Genomic DNA, 18,001 nt, shown 5'->3' with positions numbered 1-18,001 from the left:
GTTAGTTTTTATTTAGAATATAGGAAATGGGATAGACTTTGAAAGACGAACTTCTTACAATTAGTTTAAATGATACAGTAGTAAAAGCAGCTAAGGCTAATCTGGAAAATTATGGACTTTCTGTGGCAAAGTATCTACAGTTAATGCTGTTTTTGGCCGCTGATAATAAGGCCGAACTTAAGCAAATAATGGTGGACAAAAATGATCTGACTCATTGGTTAAAGCGATTAGATGCAGATTAATAAGATAAAACTTACTGAAAAAAAGCAGTAAGTTTTTTTTGAGCATTTATGTTTACATTTGTAGATACATAATTTATACTAAACTTAGTTTACAAATGTAGACATTAATAATAAGCTTAATCGGGGAGGAATTATCATGAATAAAATTATTATCTTAGCTTTGGGTCTTGCACTAATAGCTTTTATTGCATGGTGGTTCTTTGGTAGCCATCAAGTAGAAGAGGAGAAAGCCACTATGAAGTCAAACAAACAGAGTGTTGATATTGAAGTTAAAGGTGGTTATTCACCAGAAAGAGTTGTTCTTAAAAGGGGAGTACCCGCTACTTTAAACTTTAAGAGAACAGACTCCTCTAATTGTTTAGATCATGTTGTATTTTCAGATTTTGGCATAAATCAGAAATTACCTGAAGGCAAAGTAGAAACGGTTAAAATAGATACTTCAAAACCAGGTGAATATCAATGGGAATGCAGTATGAACATGTTTCATGGTAAGGTAATTGTCAAATAGCTAAGGAAAAACAATGAAAATTACAACACGTTTTTGGACGTCGCTAATATTATCACTGCCAATGCTTCTGGAAATGATTATTCATCCTTTTACTGGATGGATGTTGCCAGGTGGCGAATGGACCATGCTTATTTTTACAACAATAATTATGTTGATTTCAGCAGGTCCATTTATTACTAGTGCCTGGTCTGCCTTTAAAAAGCACCATTCAAATATGGATACCCTCGTTGCTTTAGGAACATCGATAACTTATATCTACAGTATTTATGCGATGTTTACTAAAAGACCTGTTTTCTTTGAAAGTGCTGCTTTTGTTATTACTTTCGTCTTATTAGGGCAGGTTTTAGAAGAAAAAATGCGGGCAACTGCTTCCGACGCTATGGGGAAATTGCTTAATTTAGGTGCAAAAAATGCCTTAGTAAAGCGCGATGATCAATTTGTCAGTATTCCTGTCACTGAAGTTGTGAAGGGTGACTACATACAAGTAATGCCTGGGCAAAAAGTACCAGTTGATGGCAAAATTGTTTCTGACAATTCAAGCATTGATGAATCTATGGTAACTGGTGAAAGTATGCCGGTTAAAAAAATGGCAGGCGATCAGGTAATAGGAGCAACAATCAATCAAACGGGATCATTTGTGATGCAAGCCCAAAAAGTTGGTAATGAAACGATGCTGGCGCAAATTATTGAGATCGTTAAAAAGGCACAGAACAGTCATGCACCGATTCAAAAATTAACTGATAAGGTTGCAAATATTTTTGTTCCCACAGTTTTGATTATTGCAATTGTGACATTTTTAGTTTGGTATATTTTCCTAGGTAAAAGCATAGCAACTGCATTAGTTTTTGCTGTTGCGGTTATGGTTATTGCCTGTCCATGTGCTTTAGGGCTGGCAACACCAACTGCATTAATGGTTGGAACTGGTCGTGGGGCCAAAATGGGGATCCTAATTAAAAACGGAGAAATTTTAGAGGCTGCAAATAGCATTGATACTATAGTTTTTGATAAAACGGGAACGATTACCAAAGGTCAACCACAAGTAACAGATATTGTGGGAGATAAAGAAAAAGTTCTACAATACGCTGCCAGTTTAGAGAAATTGTCTGAACATCCTCTCGCTCCAGCCATATTAGCTGCAGCTAAAAAGGAAAAGCTGCAGCTAAAAACGGTAGAAAATTTTACTGTAATTGAAGGATGGGGTGTCACTGGTAAAATTTCTGATGCAAATGTTGCAGTCGGCAGCCCCAAAAAGCAAAAAGAAATTAAAATTGCTCCAGATTTAGAAGAGCAAATAGTGGCATTGCAAAATGAGGCAAAAACAGTAGTGTCTGTTGTTCAAGATAATCAAGTGCTGGGTCTAATTGCAATTCAGGATGCTCCTAAAGTGAATGCCAAAAATGCAATAAACGACTTACATCGTTTAGGCTTGAAAACTGTCATGTTAACTGGAGATAATCAACAAGTAGCCCACGCTATTGCAGAACAGGTGGATATCGATCAGGTAATTGCTGAGGTTTTGCCGGTTGATAAAGCAGCAGTTATTAAAAAATTGCAAGAGAAGCACCATGTCGCCTTTGTTGGTGATGGGATCAACGATGCGCCAGCTCTAACCCAAGCAGATGTTGGAATTGCCATGGGTTCGGGTACGGATGTTGCCATCGATGCAGGCGGTATCGTGCTTATCAAAAATGACCTGGAAGATGTTGTTCGCGCTTTGAAACTTAGTCGCAAGACTTTTAATAGGATAAAGCTAAATCTGTTTTGGGCTTTCATTTATAATGTACTGGGTATTCCAGTTGCCGCTGGCGTTTTTGCGGGTGTGGGTCTCACACTTAGTCCGGAAATAGCAGGATTAGCAATGGCCTTTAGTTCATTATCGGTTGTAATCAGTTCAGTTTTATTAGGAAAAACAAAAATATAGATATAAAAAATAGCAGTCGCAAATCTTGCGACTGCTATTTTACTGTGTAAGCTTTAATAATGGTGTTTACCTTTAGCCAGAACTGGCTTGATTTGGCTAATATAAGCTAAAATTCCAATAATGAACCAAATAAATGTAATTAATGCACTGAACATTAAGTTGGCGCTACCAGTTTTGATGTAAGTAACAGGTTCTGCAAAAGGGAATAATAAAGAAATTGCTTTTAACCATTCAGGATAAGCTGAAATTACAACTAGTACTCCTGATACTAATTGGGCTAAACTGCTAAAAATATTTTCCAAAAAGTAGGGATCATTCATTTGCCATGAGATGGCCCAAGATACAAAACCTAAAACGCAGCCATAAATACATAAAAGCGGTAGCATGAGTAAAGTTCGTTCAATAATGACTATGGGAGCACCGACTAAGTACAATAGAAATAGGTTAATTAATGCTAAAATGCAACCTATAATAATGGCAACAATGCATTTAGAAAGCCAATACATGATACTGAAAGGTCTTTTGGCAATTAATTCAAAGTCAATTTTTAAATCTGCATCGTTAATCACAGCAGAACAAAATGTTTCAAGAGCAAGTACCGCAGCATCTATTGCAATTGAACTGATCGCAACATCCCAGTTAAATTGATTAGAATACTGCATATTGATTAATACTAACAGGGCCAGATTTATCATTGGTGTGATAAAGAAATAAGTTAGTTTTGTACGCCAATTATTGAGAAAAGAAAGGCCAGAGAATTGTGTAGCAAACATTAGATAATTTTCAGAGCTCCTTTCTTTCTGACAAGGTCGTTAATTTTTCTCACAATAATCACAATTAACAAAAGCCAAAGAAGTAAACTGCAAAAATAAGCAGTCCAGTTGAGACTTTTATTATGGGACAAAGAAGCAATTGGTCCAGTTATAGGAATAAACCACTGAGAAAACTTGGTTAAGGGATTCAAAATGGTCTCATTGCCAAATAATCCTGCTAATAACAAAATAGGAGTGCCAATTAAGCCCTCATAAACCATTGCATTAGGTGAAAGAGTAAGAAATGAAGAAATTAAAATTCCCATTACTGAGCATCCGATCCACAGTAGAAAAATTAGCAAAATCTGGTACAGAAAAATTTTACCAGTAGCTACTCCTAAAATTTTTGCAAGAATATAAGCAATAGGAAATGAAAATAAACCATAGCTCGAAGCAGGTAAAAGTAAAGTAATTAAAGAAGCTCGCTCGTCATATTGACTGTTTAGCAAATATGGCAGCGTTCCTTTGTAACGTTCAAAACCGATACAACCGGCAACGGTTGTACACGAAGTCCACATGCCAAAAATACCACTTTGTAGCCACAATTGTGGATTATTCAAATCGTGAGAAGCATAGGCCATAATATATTGCATCAAAAAAATGGAAACAGTACTAGTGATTGTTAACCAGACAAAGTACTGATCGGAAAGATAATCTTTTACATGAAAGAGGAAAAGACGAATAAAACGCATATCTAATTCCTCCTTAGTTTAGGAGCTATTGCCAAATAAGCTTCTTCCAAATTTTTAGGGTTTTGGTTGATTTCTTTTTCAGCCAAACCCAAAACAGCAGAAACGGTGCCAGTGAAAAAAACTTTTCCTGCACCTAGAATAACTACATTTTTAGCTAGCTTTTCAACTTCTGACATGGTGTGACTTGTTAATAAAATACTAATGCCGGAATCTGCTAATTTTTTAATAGTCTTCTGAACGCTTTGCGCTATTTCAACATCTAAACCACTAGTAGGTTCATCTAAAAGTAATAAACTTGGACTATTTAACAAGGAACGAGCGATATGCAGTCTCTGCGTCATTCCTTTAGAAAATTTCCCTACCTTTTTATTTGCGACATTATCCAGCTCAACAATAGACAGAACACGCTGTATTTCTTTTTTTTGCTTACGAAAGGGTACTTTGGCCAGATCCGCAAAAAATTGTAAATTTTGCTTTGCTGTGGCGTTACGGTAAAACCCTAGATCTCCACCAAAAGAAACGCCTATATTGGGTCTTTTACGAGCAGTAGTATATCCTGTCCGTTTAAAATTACCTGACCAGAAGTAGGGAGCAAATAGCCACCTATAATTGAGACAGTGGTAGTTTTCCCCGCACCATTAAGTCCTAATAGAGCTAATATTTCTCCTTGATCAATTGTAAAAGAAACATCGTCTAAAGCTTGAAACTTTTGGTTTTTATCTTTATATGTTTCTATTAAATGTTTAACTTGTAAAATATTATTCAATTTTATCTCCAAAATTAATTTGTTGGAACTTCATCAATTAAAAAGGAAGGATGATCAAGTTCTTTATACACGTTAATTTGAAGATCTTGTTGTGAGCATTAAATCTAATGAGTAAAGTATAACATATTTTTATTTAGTTTTTAATTTTTGCAGAAATAAATAGAACTGTTCTTATTAGAGCAGTTCTATTTTATTTAATCAACTGATTTTAAAGCTTCAAGCATATCAAGGTCTTTTAATTTTTTGTTAACAATAAATCCTAGAACTATTGTAATGCTACCGATAACTCCTAACGGCCACAAAAAACTTGAGACAGATAATGCCGGATTAAACATGACATTGTCAGGTGGCACCACATAAAGAATATAGCGGTAAAGCAAATCTCCTGTGAGGTAACCGACTAAAATGCCAATACCTGTTAAAAGAATAGTTTCGCGATAAATATACATCGTTACTTCATTATCGTAGAAACCTAAAACTTTGATGGTTGAGAGTTCGCGAATTCTTTCGGCAATATTGATGTTGGTCAAATTATATTGAATTACAATTGCTAAAAGTCCAGCAACTACAATCAAAACAACCATGATCAAGTTAAGAGATTTTACCACCACGTCCAGCTCTTGGCTAACTGCAGTGTTTTGCACCACTCCTGCCACACCATTAAGAGCCATAAATTCTGCAGCAATTTTTCTCGTGTTTTTGCGAGTGGAATTTTTTAAGTTAACAAGGTATGCATTTGACGTGAAGCGTTTGTTAAAAATTTTCTGATATTGCGTTTTGTTCATGAAAATGAAATGTCCCATGTACATTTCAGTGATGCCAGCTACCTTCATTTTCCTAGATTGATTATTTTTATCCGTTAGAGATATATAGTCACCTTTGTTCACTTTGAGCAATGTGGACAATCTTTCTGAAATAATAACCCCGTTGTTTGATAAGTGCAATGTCTGCTTGGTTTTACGATTATTTAAATGAACATAGTTCTTCAGTACCTTGCTAGAAGAAGGAGCAATTAAGGTAATATCTTGTGTATCACCAGTTTTACCAGCAGTTTTAGACATTGACTCATAATAAATTGGTGTTTCTGACTTAATACTGTCTTCTTTTAATTTGCTATTTAAAGCTTTGTGCTGATGCATTGAAATATCAGGCTTCTGGGCAACGATCATGTTGTAGTGAATAAGATCATTAAATTGCCTGTTATTCATATTAGTAATCGAATTTTTTACAGCAAAACCGGCAAAGAGCATAGTAGCAGCACCACAAACACCAAAAATAGTCATTAGCATGCGCTTTTTATAACGAAAAATATTACGGGCAGTAACTTTATGAGTAAAGCTGAGATGGTTCCAAATAAAAGGAATTCTTTCCAGTAAGATTTTAGAGCCTGCTGCAGGAGGCTTAGGCAATAGTAATGCGGCCGGTTTTTCTCTAAATTCATTTTTAGCAGTTAAGTATGCAGGCAAAACGGAGCTGATCCAAGACAATAATAAAGCGATCAGACTGATTTGCCAATGAAAATGTAATTCAATGGGCGGGATGGTCAGAGACTTGTAATAAGCATGATAAACAATTTGTGGCATCAAAGTGTGTCCCAAATAAACGCCCAAAATAGTGCCGATTGTACCTGAAATAAAGCCATAAGCGATGAATTTATTAATTATGACCTGATCATTATAGCCTAAGGCTTTCATTGTACCAGAATTGATTCTTTCTTCATCAATGAAGCGGTTCATTGTAGTAAAGGTAACTAAAGCGGCAACAAAATAAAGAAAAATAGGAAATACTTTAGCTAAATCTTCGACTACTTGCGCAACTGTTGTGTAAACTAAATTGCCTTCACCGCCTGGTACCTCGCGCCTATTGTATACGTTATAGCTTGGCAGAGCCAATTTCCGCAATTGCTTTTTAGCTTTTCTGATTTCTTCTTTGCCACTTTTAATTTTATTATTGGCTCTCGCAGATTTACGAGCAAAGATCTTTTTTTCTTCTTTTAATTTTTGCTCGCCTGCAGCAATTTCTTGCTGAGCCTGCTCTAATTGCAATCTTGCTGCTTGAGGTAAATTAGCTCCTGCAGCTTCAGTCTGTGATATTTGCGCATTTAATTTACTTTTTTGGAGGGTTAGTTGTTTTTCTGCGGAACTAATTTGCTCGCTTGCAGCCTGTAATTTCTGCTCTGCTTGTTGAATTTTCTTTTCTTGAGGTGCAATTTTTTTGTTAGCGGCAGTTATTATTCTTTTTTGCCTTTGATGCGCGGTGTTTTTTAAGTTATCTTGTAAAACTTTTTTATGCTGCTTAACTTTACTAGTGTAGACTTTGCCATAAGAGTCAAGGCCACGCAAGTCTTTGTATCTTAGGTTAGCCACTGTATAAACCGTATGATTAAAAGCATCAGGGCTGACTACTGCATAACCTTTAAGTTCTCCAGTACCACTGTTGCTTTGCCCTAAGTTTACATTTGATAAAATTTGACTGGAACGAACGAAACCTGTGATTTTGAAGCTTTTTCGTTTTAGCAGAGTGCTTCCTAAAATATTCTTCTTCTCTGTAAAACTGATATTTTGGCCAATTTTATATTTATGTGAATAATGGTCTGCCAAAGCAATTTCATTTGTTTTTACCGGCAAACGACCTTTACGCAATTCATATTTTCCTACTGATTTTGGTTTTGAAAAAATACGAAAACTTTCTTGGCTATTTTTGACAACTGTATCTGTCATGTAGCCAAATTCAACGGTTTGCAAACCTTTAGTTTGTTTGATTTTTTGGCTATCTTTTTGGTCTAGACCATAATTACAGATAACAGTAAGGTCAGCTGTTTTTAGTTTTTGCGCATAGTGATTGCCGGTATCACGCATGTCAGGTCCTGTCACCATTAATCCAACTAAAGCAAATGCACCAATCATCATTAACCCCATGATAGAAACAAATTGTCCCTTAGTATGTTTAATTGATCGCCAAAAATCTTTCAGAATAACTTTATTCATGATTAGCCTTTTCTACCATTTAACACTGGCAATATCTGCTGGATGTTTATTTTCTTCAATTTGCGTAACTTTGCCGTCATGAAAGTGAATCACACGGTTTGCAAGGGGAGCTAAAGCACTGTTATGAGTAACTATGACTACTGTAGTACCATTCTCACGACTCATATTGATAATGGTTTGCAAAACACTTTTACCAGTTTGATAATCAAGTGCGCCAGTTGGTTCGTCACAAAGTAAAATTTTAGGGTTTTTAGCTATTGCTCGAGCAATTGCCACTCTTTGTTGCTCACCCCCTGAAAGTTCTGCAGGAAAGTTATTAATGCGATTTTTAAGACCAACATCTATCAAAGCTTTGACCGGATCAAGTGCATCTGGAACTATTTCAGATGCCAATTCTACATTTTCTCTTGCAGTTAGATTTTGAATTAAATTATAAAATTGGAAAACAAAACCAATGTCAGTGCGGCGATAGTTGGTTAGTTGTCTTTTATTATATTTAGCAATATTTTTGCCATCGATAATAACATCCCCGGAACTATTAGTATCCATTCCGCCCAGAATGTTCAAAATCGTGGATTTACCTGCTCCTGATGCACCTAAAATAATAGCCAATTCACCTTTTTCCACGGTAAAACTGACATCATTATTGGCTAATATTTCAGTATCTCCAGTTTGATAGCGCTTATAGTTGTGTCTTACGTCAATATAACTCATGAAAATCTGTCCTTATTGATTTTAAAATAACTGATATAAACTTATTTTAATCTAGAAAACTTTCTAATACTTGTAAAACGCCCATTTCATTATTTGATGGTGCTTCATATTTTGCAATCTTTTTAAGTTTTTCATGACCGTTTTTCATCGCATAACTGTACCCAGCCAATTCAATCATTTCACGGTCATTCATGCCATCTCCAAACGCTATGAGTTCTTCTGGTTTAACATTGAAATATCTCAAAAAATATTTAATACCTTGCCCTTTATTAACATTGTTGGGCATAACATCAATATTATCGAAGCCACTGGTAGTACAGTGAATATGTTCAGGGTTTGTTTGATTGAACTTTTTTTCTAGTTCGCCAGCGAGCTTGGAGGAACAGTTTAGAGTTAGCTTTGTTAAACTATCGCTTGTAGGTATATCAACTAATTTCGCAATCTCTACTACATTGGGGTAAAAGAAATGCATCATATTTTTAAATTGAGTCGGGGCTTTTTTGTTAATATAAGAATGATCTAACCCACTAGCGGCAATATGTACTTGTGGATAATTATTTTCAATAAAACTGATCAGTTTAATACCCGTTTTATAGGTAAAAACGTGACGAACAATTATTTTATTGTCTTGAGTGAGAATTGAACCATTATCAGCTACAATATCTATCCTGTCCAAGAAATCATAGAAATCTTGACGCAAACGTGATAATGGTCTGCCACTGGAAACAATAAAATGAACGTGGTGTTGTCTCAATTTAGTTAAAACTTTTTCAAAGCGTTGATGATCATATTGTTTGTCATCATTTTCAAAAGTACCGTCCATATCTACTGCTACAGCTTTAAAGGGAATATGTGTCATTTTAATCTCCTTAATATAAGTTCTCAGGTATATTATATAGTAATTATTGTCAGGTTTAACTCCAGATATTCATTAATTTAAAAGCAAAATAAAAGCAAAAGCAGAAATGTTATTAGCAACATTCCTGCTTTTATCTATATTTCTTTAGTTGTAATGGGTTTTCTTTTGCCAACTAGCCAGCAGATTAAAATTGCGAATACTGTTTCGATAAGAATCAAAAAGATATTTATACCAATTTTTACCTGACCAAAATTAATGACCGCATTATTAAATAAAGCATTTTTTTCGCCTAAATAAAGGTCAAAGATAATTGAACCAATGATTAAGATGAACATAGTGATCCATTGTTTACGGTTAAATGCAATGCCATACTCTTCTTCACGACGTCTGATGCTTGGTAATATGACTCCTAAGCCAATTAAGACAATAATTGCAATTATGTTGATAATTAGTTCATACCACCAATAACCGCTGAATTTTTTAATATCTTGTGGTGCAATGCCTAAAATTGTAGCCGCAGCAGTAACTATTAGTAAAAATAGTCCCGCAAGATATCCTAATTTATCGTTTTTAATAAAGACATAGTCTGAAGTAAACTTTTTAGAGTTTTTCCTAATTTGCATAAACGAGAAAAATATCCAGCAAGTTACTCCCGGTGAGATGATGCCATTTAAGTTCAATAGCCAATTAAAAATGTCGTTCATGTCTGGTAAAAAGATACCTAAGAGCATGATAAATGCTGATAAAGAAACGGTTAATACGTAACCATTGATAGGAAGGCCGTTTTTATCTTTTTTCTGTAAAAATTTAGGCATGTACTTGTCGCCAGTATCAGAAATGAGCATTCTGGTCATTGCGTCAAGCAGTACTGCTAATAAAGCAGCGTTATAAAAGACAGAAGTCCAAGCCCATACATAAAGCAAAGTTTTGCCCAAACCATATTGATGCCCTACCATATCGAAGACATAGTAGGCACCATTCATTTTTAAATCGTTTGGAATATGGTAACTGTTAAAATATATTCCCAAAGCAAATGAACCGAACACTGTTAAAAAAATAGTCATTAAAGCAAGTGCAATCATTGCTTTTGGAAAGTCAGACTTAGGCTTTTTCATTTTGGTCACATAAGGAGCAACAAGTTCACAGCCATTTAAAGCATAAATGAGCATTGCGATAGTCGTCCAATAATGCATGTCAAACTTGGGAATTAATGTCCGCCAGGTAAATGGTTGTGTAGCCATATGACCACCTGATTTTGCCAGTCCTAGAAATGCCAGGAAAACAAACATCAAGGTCATAATAAGCATGAGTCCACCACCAATAGTAGATAAGACTTCCATTGAGTGAGAAAAGTAATGTTCAACAATAATGAAAATAATAAACATGGCGAATGTCATTAAAGCAAATTTTGTGTTAGAAATTTGGCTTTGAAACTTTTCAGAACCTGTCAGTGCCCAACCAATGTCAACTATAATTTCATTAGCAGAATCAACAGCATAGGGAATAGATGCAGCCCAGTATGTCCAGGCAGTAAAATATCCCAGAAATTCGCCATTAGTCCCACGAACCCAAGAAGATAAGCCTCCACCTTCATTATTGAAAACAGATCCCAGTTGCCCAACCATTAAAGAATAAGGAATAACATAAAATAAACACATGATAATCCACGAAGTAACAACCGGCATTCCTTGATTCTGGAAGTTGTACATTATATCGTCTAACCCAATAACAGTACAAAAAGCCATCAATGTTAAAACGGGCCAAGAAATATACTTTTTGTTTGAATTTATTTCCTCCACTAAAGTTCTCTCCTTTGAAAAACAACTAATGTTTTTATTTTACTAATTAAATAAAAAGATGACCAGAGGCTAGACAAACTTATTTTAATGAAAGCACATTCAAATTTGATTAAAAAAGCGGGAGAAATAGTTGCTTGTATTGAAATTTATAGTCCTCTGCGGTAAGATAATATCGTTAATGATAAGAAAAGAAAGAAGGATTCTTAAATGTCAGGACACTCAAAATGGCACAATATCCAAGGCCGCAAGAATGCACAAGACGCAAAGAGGGGTAAGATTTTCCAAAAATTATCTCGTGAAATATACATGGCTGCAAAGAATGGTGGTCCTGACCCTTCCGGAAATCCTAACTTGCGTATGGTTATGGACAAGGCACATGCTAACAATATGCCTAAGTCAAATATTGACCGGGCTATTAAAAAGGCAGAGGGCAATTCAGAAGAGCATTATGATGAAATCACTTATGAGGGATACGCACCGGGTGGTGTGGCTATCTTTGTTGAAGCACTGACTGATAATAAGAATCGGACTGCTTCTGCTGTCAGAGTAGCGTTTACTCGTAATGGTGGTTCTTTAGGAGCAACTGGTTCAGTTGCTTATATGTTCAATCGTAAAGGTTATATTGTCATTGATCGCACAACTACTGATGCTGATGAGGATCAGATGTTGCTTGACGTAATGGATGCTGGTGGAGATGACTTGCAAACCAGCGATGATGCTTATGAAATTTATACAGATCCAAAACAATTTGCGCAAGTTCGTGATGCACTTGAAAAAGATGGCTATAAGTTAGCCAACGCAGAATTGACAATGATACCTGAAAACACAACACCTGTTCCAGATGATAAAAAAGAGCAATTTGACCATTTGGTTGATGCTCTAGAAGATGATGATGATGTTCAGAATGTTTATACGGCTGCAGCTGACGAAGAATAAGAAAAATCTTATTTAATTGTTTCTCCAGAATTGACTGGTCAATTCTGGGGAATTTTTTTTCTTAATTTTCGGGAGTTTTAGTTTTTTCTGCGCGATCTTCTTCCATAATAAAGCGGAGCATGTTGACATATTTTTCGGGTACATGTTGACCTTCATATAATAACTGAGCATTTTTATTAGCTATATCTAGGCAGTCTTTTTTATTACTACCTTTTTCTTGACCTAATAAATAATCAGTAGAAACGTGCAATTCTCGAGCTACTTTAGTCAAAGATTGCGTGGAAGGTTTAATAGTTTTCCACCTATAAATACTATTTTCACCAATTTGGGCTTTTCTAGCAAGTTCTTTAATAGACATGCCATGTTTTTTAGCGGTATCAAAAATACGCGAATATACATTCATTCAAATTCTTCCTTAAAAAAGTATCACAAATGATTGTATTTGTGCTTGACCGCTATCATAAATGGTAATATAATAAAAGCATCCACATAGTGGTCGGCATGATTTTTATCATCGTGTTAACTAATTTAGTAGTCTGCGTTCAACATCGACTACTTTTTTATATACTTATATAGTATCACTTGTGGTAGTAGAAAAAGCAATATCAAATGTTGCAATTTTAAAAAAACGGGAGGTTAGTAGTAGCCTAAATAAAATATGTTCAATTAAAATGTTCATATTTAATAATATCTGGGCTAAAGAAAACATTTTTAGTAGTTTTTACTTCTTTGTTAATGATATATACAAAGAGACAAAATAGCAATAAAAAATGTTTTGTTGCAATGTATTGATTAGCAATCACAACTAATGGATTTTTACATATTCATTTTACCTAGCATATAATTTTTGAATTGTAACAATTCTAATAGTTGGCTTAGGCTGTAATCAGGTTTATTTGATTACAACTTAGATTGCTAATCAATATTTTATCAAAAAATATTATATATGTATTTATTATAGCTAAAATTTATCGGTCTCTTTTTTATAACACCTATAACGGTAGATGATAAGGTAAAAATTTGGGAATAAAGAGACATTAAGATGCTATCTTCATTAAAAATGAATGCTATGAAAAAGTGGATTAACTTTTTTTGGCGTAATAACCGGTGATGGGTTTAATTTTTAAGTGAAGTTTATAGATACATATAGGAAAAATGTAAAATTAAGTTAATGATAAAATTGTCTTTTGTTTTTGGTTAAAATTAATAATAAAATAATATATTTTTAAATATTAATAAATAGTTTGCCATAATGAAAAATTGAAAATTGGGGATAACCCTATTTAACTTTTGATAATGCTTAAATAATGGTTTTAATAAAAAACTTATATGCAAGCTGCACTAACTTATATTATTATGAGAAATTGGTAATTGAGACTACAAAAAAGACTTGATTCTGACAGAGTTTTTTCTTTAACTCAGTTAAAAACCAATAGTAATTTTAATTTAAGAACAAAAATTTATTGCTTTTTGACTTAATTATGCTTACCTCTGAAATTATTAAATAGAAAGGGGAGTGATGCCAATAAGTTTCAACCTTAAATATCAACTCATTATCTGTGAAGATCTAATTTTATTATTCCTAGTGTTTATTCATATAATAAAAAATTTTTCTATCTAAATAAGTATGTTTTTAAAATCGCAGTAAGAATAGGTATTTAATGGATTAAAGCAACACGAAAGTGTTGCTTTTTTTGTTTGAAACAAACACTCAAAACCAAATCCAAACATTTTTCTCTGTGTCATTATATAATAATCGCAAAAAAGGGGAGGCAAATATGGCTATAATTGGACTTGATCATTTAGTGCTTACAGTTAAAGATATTAAAACAACTACTGATTTTTACCATAAATATTTTGGTATAGAAACAATTAATTTTCAAAATGGCCGGACTGCTTTAAAACTTGGACATCAAAAAATTAATTTACATGAATTGGGACATGAAATTGATCCTAAAGCTGAATTTCCAACGCCAGGGTCTGGAGATATTTGTCTGATCAGTGATAAGCCAATTGATGATTTACTGAAGACTTTTCAAAAAAATAACTTACATATCGTTTTAGGGCCAGTTTTGCGAACTGGTGCTGAGGGAAAAATAAAATCAATTTACGTTAGAGATCCAGATCAGAATCTAATTGAAATTTCCAATTATATATAAACGTTTTTAAAAAATAAAATAAAGAACATACAGACTATTGTATGTTTTTTTATTTGTGAAATTTTCTGATTTATTGCGACAAAAGCATGATTAAGCATGCTTTTTAAGTATTAGACAATTATTAACCGTGACTTTAAACTTTTATTGTAAAAGGTGGTGAACGGCAATAAAGCCAGGCAAACTATAAATTTTATGTAAATGAGAAATAATAAATATAAAAAACTAACTTATATTTATTAGCTTTTATAATTTGATAAACGAATCAATCATTAATTTTATAAGCAGACTTTGGGAGAATATCAATGAAAAAATTTTCAAAGCAGAAAACTACAGTTATTGTGGTCTTACTTTTAATACTAGTGTTTCTGGGTTTAGGCATGTACTGGTTTATAAATAGAAATCAGGCTCAGGAAAAAGCTGATGACAAAAGAAATGAACAGGTTTCAACTAAAAAAGTAAAAAGTTTAAACAGAAGTCACGTTTTAATCGTTTATTTTTCAAGATCTGGTCAAAATTATCCTGGAGTTAATTTAAAGCGAGGAAATACTGCGCGTATCGCTGATGAAATTAAAAAAGTTACTGGTGCTCAAATTTTTGAGATTAAACCCAGGGTAGCTTATCCAAAGTCTTATGATAAAACAGTAAGTCAAGCAGAAAGGGAGCAAAAAAATAAGGCTAGACCAAAAATAGAAGGGGAGCTGCCTATAGTTTCTAAATATGACACCATCTTTTTGGGTTACCCAATTTGGTGGGATGATATTCCAATGATTGTCAGGACTTTTATGGATCAGGTCGACCTTAATAATAAAACAATAATACCCTTTTCTACAAATGCGAGTTCAGGTTGGGGCAAGTCATTAAATACTATTCATAATGTTTTTCCAAAAGCAAAATTGAAAAAAGGCTTTGAAATTAAAGGAGAAAATGCTGCTTCTGCCAAAGCCAAAGTAGATTCTTGGCTTCATGATTTAGGATATTAAACATAAAAAGAAAGGAAACCATATTGAAAACTTTAGTTTTAATTTTTCATCCTCATATAAATAATTCACGAGTAAATAAAGCTTTGAAACAAGAAGTTCTGAAAAATTCTTCAAAGGAGGTGATAGTAAGGGATGAATACGAAAAGTATCCAAATGAAAAAATAGATGTAGAATTAGAGCAAAGTCTGTTAGAAAAAGCCGGTAGAATAGTTTTACAATTTCCAATGTACTGGTATAGTTCCCCCAGCTTATTAAAAAAATGGGAAGACAAAGTTCTTCTACATGGCTGGGCTTATGGAAGTAGCGGAAATGCTCTTAAAGGCAAAGAGATGATTATTGCTGTTTCTACTGGTGCTCCAGCTAAAAATTATCATATTTACGGTGATTTTTATTATACCATTGATGAAATGCTTATTCCTTTTAAAGCTACAAGTAACTTGATTGGGACAAAATTTCTGAAACCTTTTATCCTCCAAGGAGTAATGCAAAATCTAACAGATGAACAGTTAAAAAAAGAATCTGAGAGATATGTTGACTATATTTTAAGCAACAAATAGCTTTCTTTCTCATTAGTTATTTTAGTTAAGCTCACACAATTGTGTGAGCTTTTTTGTTATATGAGAAAAATTCTTTTTTTTGCGTAATTAATAATGGTAGCAAGATAAGGAGGTTTTTATGAAAATCAAAGAAGCTGTTAATTCTTTAATTGAAGATGCAATAAATAAGCATTCAAGTGACATTTTCTTTTTAATGCGGGGAGTTAATCTAGTTGTGAGATTTCGCACAATTATGGGTATAGAAAATCAGGCTGAATATTCAATAAGAGAAGGCAAAGAAATGATCAATTTTCTAAAATTTGCTGCTCAAATGGATATAGCCGAACATCGTAGACCACAAGTAGGAGCATTCGAATATGATTTTAAGGGACAAATATATTACTTGCGGTTATCAAGTATTGGAGATTTCAATGATCATGAATCTTTGGTAATTAGAATTATTTATCAGATAAGTACAGGTAAATATTTTTTTGATGAACAAATTGAGAATCTGAAAACTTTGGCTCAAAGAAGAGGCTTAATAGTTACAAGTGGTCCTACAGGATCGGGTAAAACTACAACTATGTATAACTTGGCAAAAATGATAGGTCAAAATCAGATGGTTATGACGATTGAAGATCCTGTTGAAATACATGAAATAAATTTTTTACAAACGCAGGTTAACATGACAGCGGAAATCACATATTCCAGGTTGCTTGAAGCAGCTTTACGTCATAGACCAGATATTCTAATAATCGGTGAAATTAGAAATGCAATAACTGCAAGGCTGGCAGTAGATGCTGCTCTAAGTGGCCATCTTGTTTTTGCAACTGTTCATGCCAAAAGTACTTTGCAGACTATTTCGAGATTGGAAAGTCTAAATATTAATGCGGCTGATCTTTATAATTGTTTGACCGCTGTTAGCTATCAACGCTTACTGCCAACTAATACGGGTTTTGCCTGCTTAATGGATATTGATAGTGGACATCAATTACAGGCAGACATAAGCAAGCATAAACGAGGTGATTATGTTAGTTGGCACCAAAATTTGGTCAAGCTAAAGGAAAGGAAAAGAATTAGTGAACAGGTCTTTGAACAATTTCAGGCAGGATAAGCTAACAAATAAAGAACGGATTGAATTTCTAGAATATTTACAAAATAGTTTATCAAATGGCTTTTCGTTAAATACCAGTTTAGAAATGATGCCAATAATATGGCCTAAAAGAAAGAACTTATTTAATAGGTTAAGTAACAGCATTCAGTCAGGAAAAAAACTAAGTTTCGAAATGCTTAATTTGGGCTTTTCTAAGACTATTGCTACTCAGATTGAGCTGTCAATGGTACAGGGAAACCTAATTGAATGTCTTACCCAAATTGCGACTCTAACTCGTTTGAAACATGAACAAATAAAAAAGTTAAAATCTGAAATGACATACCCTTTTATTTTAGTGTTAATGATGATTTTTCTTTTATTGTTTATGCAGACTTTTGTATCCAATCAGTTTGCTGAATCTGGTGAACATACTGGAGACTACCTGTTATTGCTTTTATTAATTTTGAGTTTAAGTTTAGTTTATTTCATGTGTAGAATGATTTTCTTATTGAGAAAACAAGATTATCGCTCTTTGAAGAGACTTAGTAGCTTTCCAATTGTTGGGCCATTAATTCAAATTTATGTGAAATATATCTTGATCTATGACACCGGACTACTACTGGCTAGTGGCTTTTCCTTGCAAAAGATTTGTGACTATTCAGCTATGCAAGTTAAGGGATCTTTACAGCAATATGTAGGAAAAAAGGTTGGAAAACAGCTGGCTAAGGGGATGAATCCTGAAGAAATCATAGAAAAAGAGCAATTTTTGCCTAATGAAATTTTATTGCTATTAAAAGCCGGATCAACAAGAGATGACTTGAGTAAGAAGTTTTTATTATTAGGACGTTCTTTTTTTAACGATCTAACACAAAAAATAGAAAAACTAATAGTAAATGTTCAACCCATTTGTTTTATTTTAATTGGTTTATGCATTATTGGATTATATTTGAAACTTTTATTGCCAATGTATGCAATGATGCAGGAAATATAGGAGGAA

At 33.7% G+C, this 18,001-nt stretch carries 18 protein-coding genes; 9 read left to right on the top strand and 9 right to left on the bottom strand.

Going from position 1 to position 18,001, the window contains the following annotated elements; all coding sequences use genetic code 11:
• Window positions 1–38: 38 nt before the first annotated feature.
• The 3 genes from LDM90_RS09130 (at window position 39) to LDM90_RS09120 (ending at window position 2,671) form a co-directional block, all read left to right on the top strand.
• On the top strand, window positions 39–242 hold the full coding sequence (locus LDM90_RS09130) for a hypothetical protein (protein WP_223897011.1): 204 nt from the start codon (window positions 39–41) through the stop codon (window positions 240–242).
• Between the two features lie 136 nt (window positions 243–378).
• Window positions 379–750: a cupredoxin domain-containing protein gene (locus tag LDM90_RS09125; protein ID WP_187154408.1), complete on the top strand. Its 372-nt coding sequence runs from the start codon at window positions 379–381 to the stop codon at window positions 748–750.
• 13 nt (window positions 751–763) lie between these two features.
• Window positions 764–2,671, top strand: a complete 1,908-nt coding sequence (locus tag LDM90_RS09120; RefSeq protein WP_223897010.1) for a copper-translocating P-type ATPase — start codon at window positions 764–766, stop codon at window positions 2,669–2,671.
• Window positions 2,672–2,724: 53 nt separating this feature from the next.
• On the opposite strand, the gene LDM90_RS09115 is transcribed toward LDM90_RS09120, so the two are convergent.
• The 8 genes from LDM90_RS09115 to LDM90_RS09085 form a co-directional block, all read right to left on the bottom strand.
• Window positions 2,725–3,444 (bottom strand): antibiotic transporter permease, encoded by a 720-nt coding sequence (locus LDM90_RS09115; RefSeq protein ID WP_223897009.1) that lies wholly within the window; start codon window positions 3,442–3,444, stop codon window positions 2,725–2,727.
• A complete protein-coding gene (locus LDM90_RS09110; RefSeq protein ID WP_223897008.1) occupies window positions 3,444–4,175 on the bottom strand; it encodes a multidrug ABC transporter permease in 732 nt (243 codons plus the stop codon). The genes LDM90_RS09115 and LDM90_RS09110 overlap by 1 nt, the downstream gene beginning before the upstream one ends.
• Before the next feature lie 2 nt (window positions 4,176–4,177).
• A complete protein-coding gene (locus LDM90_RS09455; protein WP_373307188.1) occupies window positions 4,178–4,702 on the bottom strand; it encodes an ATP-binding cassette domain-containing protein in 525 nt (174 codons plus the stop codon).
• Entirely contained in the window at window positions 4,699–4,941 is a 243-nt protein-coding gene (locus tag LDM90_RS09450; RefSeq protein WP_308443174.1) for an ATP-binding cassette domain-containing protein, read from the bottom strand. Before LDM90_RS09450 ends, LDM90_RS09455 begins: the two co-directional genes overlap by 4 nt.
• Window positions 4,942–5,135: 194 nt before the next feature.
• Window positions 5,136–7,928 (bottom strand): FtsX-like permease family protein, encoded by a 2,793-nt coding sequence (locus LDM90_RS09100; RefSeq protein ID WP_223897007.1) that lies wholly within the window; start codon window positions 7,926–7,928, stop codon window positions 5,136–5,138.
• A gap of 12 nt (window positions 7,929–7,940) precedes the next feature.
• Window positions 7,941–8,642 carry an ABC transporter ATP-binding protein gene (locus tag LDM90_RS09095; RefSeq protein ID WP_223897006.1) on the bottom strand — a complete coding sequence of 234 codons (702 nt, stop codon included), beginning with the start codon at window positions 8,640–8,642 and terminating at the stop codon, window positions 7,941–7,943.
• Window positions 8,643–8,688: 46 nt separating this feature from the next.
• The gene (locus LDM90_RS09090) at window positions 8,689–9,501 is read right to left on the bottom strand and encodes a Cof-type HAD-IIB family hydrolase (RefSeq protein WP_223897005.1); all 813 of its coding nucleotides are present in this window, start codon (window positions 9,499–9,501) and stop codon (window positions 8,689–8,691) included.
• A gap of 134 nt (window positions 9,502–9,635) precedes the next feature.
• Window positions 9,636–11,246 carry an APC family permease gene (locus LDM90_RS09085; protein ID WP_373307187.1) on the bottom strand — a complete coding sequence of 537 codons (1,611 nt, stop codon included), beginning with the start codon at window positions 11,244–11,246 and terminating at the stop codon, window positions 9,636–9,638.
• A 261-nt stretch (window positions 11,247–11,507) separates the two neighbouring features.
• Here LDM90_RS09085 and LDM90_RS09080 point away from each other — a divergent pair, with 261 nt between their 5' ends.
• Window positions 11,508–12,236: a YebC/PmpR family DNA-binding transcriptional regulator gene (locus tag LDM90_RS09080; RefSeq protein ID WP_034977621.1), complete on the top strand. Its 729-nt coding sequence runs from the start codon at window positions 11,508–11,510 to the stop codon at window positions 12,234–12,236.
• A gap of 61 nt (window positions 12,237–12,297) precedes the next feature.
• On the opposite strand, the gene LDM90_RS09075 is transcribed toward LDM90_RS09080, so the two are convergent.
• Complete coding sequence (locus tag LDM90_RS09075; RefSeq protein ID WP_034977626.1) at window positions 12,298–12,639, bottom strand: helix-turn-helix domain-containing protein; 342 nt, start codon at window positions 12,637–12,639, stop codon at window positions 12,298–12,300.
• Window positions 12,640–14,014: 1,375 nt separating this feature from the next.
• On the opposite strand from LDM90_RS09075, the gene LDM90_RS09070 reads away from it, so the two are divergent.
• The 5 genes from LDM90_RS09070 (at window position 14,015) to LDM90_RS09050 (ending at window position 17,995) form a co-directional block, all read left to right on the top strand.
• Window positions 14,015–14,395: a VOC family protein gene (locus tag LDM90_RS09070; protein ID WP_034977629.1), complete on the top strand. Its 381-nt coding sequence runs from the start codon at window positions 14,015–14,017 to the stop codon at window positions 14,393–14,395.
• Between the two features lie 302 nt (window positions 14,396–14,697).
• Window positions 14,698–15,375: a flavodoxin gene (locus LDM90_RS09065; protein WP_223897003.1), complete on the top strand. Its 678-nt coding sequence runs from the start codon at window positions 14,698–14,700 to the stop codon at window positions 15,373–15,375.
• Window positions 15,376–15,398: 23 nt separating this feature from the next.
• Entirely contained in the window at window positions 15,399–15,932 is a 534-nt protein-coding gene (locus tag LDM90_RS09060) for an NAD(P)H-dependent oxidoreductase (RefSeq protein ID WP_223897002.1), read from the top strand.
• A 118-nt stretch (window positions 15,933–16,050) separates the two neighbouring features.
• A complete protein-coding gene (gene comGA / locus LDM90_RS09055; protein ID WP_198213769.1) occupies window positions 16,051–17,025 on the top strand; it encodes a competence type IV pilus ATPase ComGA in 975 nt (324 codons plus the stop codon).
• Window positions 16,991–17,995 carry a type II secretion system F family protein gene (locus LDM90_RS09050; RefSeq protein WP_223897001.1) on the top strand — a complete coding sequence of 335 codons (1,005 nt, stop codon included), beginning with the start codon at window positions 16,991–16,993 and terminating at the stop codon, window positions 17,993–17,995. Before comGA ends, LDM90_RS09050 begins: the two co-directional genes overlap by 35 nt.
• Window positions 17,996–18,001 lie beyond the last annotated feature (6 nt).

It is taken from the genome of Lactobacillus huangpiensis, assembly GCF_019972815.1.
Classification (GTDB): Bacteria; Bacillota; Bacilli; order Lactobacillales; family Lactobacillaceae; genus Lactobacillus; species Lactobacillus huangpiensis.
The sequence above is the reverse complement of the archived record's forward strand: the minus strand, read 5'-3'. Positions and strand labels throughout refer to the sequence as shown.